Here is a 2,769-nt window from a genome sequence, read left to right on the forward strand (position 1 = left end):
CCTACATGGTCCACGAACACCATCCGGTGATAGCCCTTCGAGTGCTCGAAAAACCAGTAGATGCCGTTCTCAGCCATCAGCCGCTGCACGAAATTCAAATCCGTTTCGCCATACTGGACCTGATAGTCCAGTCGCGGGTATATCCGGCTGGTGCGCCAGGCGCACGAAAACGGATAGATGCGCAGCACTTCGCGAATGATGTCGATAACATTCTTACGCTGGAAGATCCGGTAATCCGAGCGCTGCCCGGCAAGCCAGAGGCCGGGTTGCAGCGTGAGCCGGCAATGGCTCTGCCGGTCCTGCTGTTCGACAAAGCGGGCGCTGGTCACGATGCCGCTGATCTCACGCATGCTGCAGCCGATGTTCGACGTCCACGAAGGGCCGGCAACCTCGCTCATCCCTTCAAGCTGGATAGCCACGGTCAGCGGCCTGCCGATCATGGCACGCAGGTCGAGGTTCGCCGCGTCGTCGCTGAATATGTCGAGGTCTTGCGGCGTCACCATGTCCAGCGTGTAGGTGTAGATTTCCGACAGGGCTTCCTCGCCACGGATTGATCTGAGCACGAGTGCGGGCTCGCCTGATGGCGATTCCGGCAACGCCGCGCCGCTCACGGTGATGGTGCGGCGGGTCGAAAAATCCAGCATGAGTGTCCTTCCTCCAGGATGAATGGATGCGGCTCACGGCCACTCAGGCCATTCAGGCCGCGCTGCGGGTGCCCATGCGGGGCGGCCAGAGCGCGACGGGGCCGCGCTGTACCGAGCGCATCGAGGTCTGCACGAAGGTATGCATCGGGACGTGGCGCGCCAGGTAGTGTTCAAGGATCACGCCGAGCAGATACGGGCTTTCACCTGCAAGCGCTCCTTCATCGACGGTGAGCGTGCAGCCGGTGCCGCAGCCGAAAACGAGATCGCCGGTACCGGGCAGGCGGCGCGTCACCGTCTGCATCTGCACGCCTGTGATTGCCTGCACCTGCTTCACGAAGCCGGGGTTGTCGCCGGTCCGGTAGAGCAGGAGCAGTTCGCGCAGTCCCGCGCCGCCTGCGTCCTCCAGCGGCAGATGATTGAAATTGAGCTGGCGCACCAGCCGCCAGGCGGTGGCGCCCTGTGCAAGCGGCCGCTTTGGCGTGCCCGGCGCGCGTATCAGTCCGACGCTGGCAAGCGGTGCATTGACGACCGTGCTGAGATCGTCCACCCCGTTGACGGCCAGCAGGTTCGGCAGATCGCGATTCGTCACCCATACCTGCGCGGTGATGAACCGGATATTGTCATGAGCGGGCGTGCCGTTCGCATCGACCAGCGACACCAGTGTGTCGCCCGGCGCGTAGGTGGCGCGTGTCTGGTAGCGACGCGCCAGATCGGTGCCCCGGGCGGCCTCGCGACGGGTAACGAAATAGCGGCCGGTGCTGTTCTCGTCGCGGGCCAGTGTCGGATACCGCGGCTGGAACTCAAGACTCGCGGATTCCCTGGTTTCGAATCCCGAGAGTGCCCCGACTGAAAACACTTCGTAGTCGGCGGGCGCGAGTGGATCGACATGCAGGGATGCTGTCGTGCTGTTCTCAGGCAGTTCGAGCCGGTCTATCGTGACAGGAAACAGGTTGATGACAGGGGTGCAGAACAGCGCAAAATGCGAGGCATCGACCCGGTTGACCAGTTCGCCTGCCGGGCGGTCGAGCAGCACGACGATCTCGACCTCCTGAGCTTCGATCCGGCGCAGGCCCGCCTCGAGTCCGGTGAGCGTGAAGAACAGGAAGCGCTCGGGACAGGTGGCATATTCGTGCAGCAGGTTGTGGCCGTGAAACTTCGGCCAGACAAGCGGCAGCATTGCCTGATCCGTGCCGAAGCCTTCATGCATCACGGCCTGGTTTCGCACCACGTGCAGCGGCTCCTGGGCAGTGGCAAAACTCCCCGGCGCGGCGAGTACCGATGCGGCCGCCCCGGTATGCAGGAGTTCGAACAGTTGGGAGGCAAGCCGCACGTCGCCCGCCAGATAGACCGGCAGGCGATCCAGACCGCGCAGCTGTCCGATGGTGGCGCTGCCGGTGGCTCGCAGCCGCAGGCGTAACGCGGAGCATACGTTCCGGTCCGGGCGCACGTAACGGTCAAGCGCGGAGATATCGGGCGGAATGCCGGTGAGCCGGGCGCTGACGATTTCCAGCGGATAGAGCGTGACGTCCTGGGTGCTGCGGAACTGGCAGATGCAGCCGCCGCCCTCCGGCACGGGGGAGGCGAACGGACTGCCGCGTGGCACCTGGAACCCCTGTGCAAGTTTGCTCCTGACGTGATCCGGGTATAGCCGTGCCACCGCCATCGATGGCGTCGGCGCGAGGTAATTCGGATAGAGGCATTGCAGCAGGGGGCGCGTGAAGTCGGGGAACGCGGCGTCCAGTTTCATGCGCATGCGAGCGGACATGAAAGCGAATGCCTGGACGAGCCGCTCCACATACCTATCGCCGATTTCGCCCGCCTGCATGCCCAGACGCCTGGCGATTTTTACATGCGCCTGTGCAAACTCGGCGGCAAGTTCGCGCAGGTACAGCAACTCCTCGTTGTAGTACGCCAGCAGATCACCCGCGCCGGTTTCCGGGCGTTGACGGTACGGTACGGATCGCCTCGCCAACTGCTCCACGTACTGTTCCGGTTCGAAGCGCATGCCGGTAATCGGCGCATCCGTGGGTGCCTGTCCAAGCCAGCTGGACCAGCCGAGTTGTTCCGTTCCACCCAGCACCGCAGGCGGTGCGCCCTGTGGCTTGATGCGCAGTTCCAGTTCCCA

2 protein-coding genes are annotated in these 2,769 nt (G+C 64.0%); both read right to left on the reverse strand.

Going from position 1 to position 2,769, the window contains the following annotated elements; translation table 11 throughout:
- Positions 1–644 (reverse strand): type VI secretion system Vgr family protein (locus B0G73_RS39830; RefSeq protein WP_258194187.1); only part of this gene is annotated, 644 nt, incomplete at its 3' end.
- Between the two features lie 52 nt (positions 645–696).
- Positions 697–2,649, reverse strand: a complete 1,953-nt coding sequence (gene tssF, locus B0G73_RS39835) for a type VI secretion system baseplate subunit TssF (RefSeq protein WP_106286485.1) — start codon at positions 2,647–2,649, stop codon at positions 697–699.
- Between the last annotated feature and the right edge of the window lie 120 nt (positions 2,650–2,769).

The organism is Paraburkholderia sp. BL25I1N1 (genome assembly GCF_003002025.1).
Lineage (GTDB): Bacteria > Pseudomonadota > Gammaproteobacteria > Burkholderiales > Burkholderiaceae > Paraburkholderia.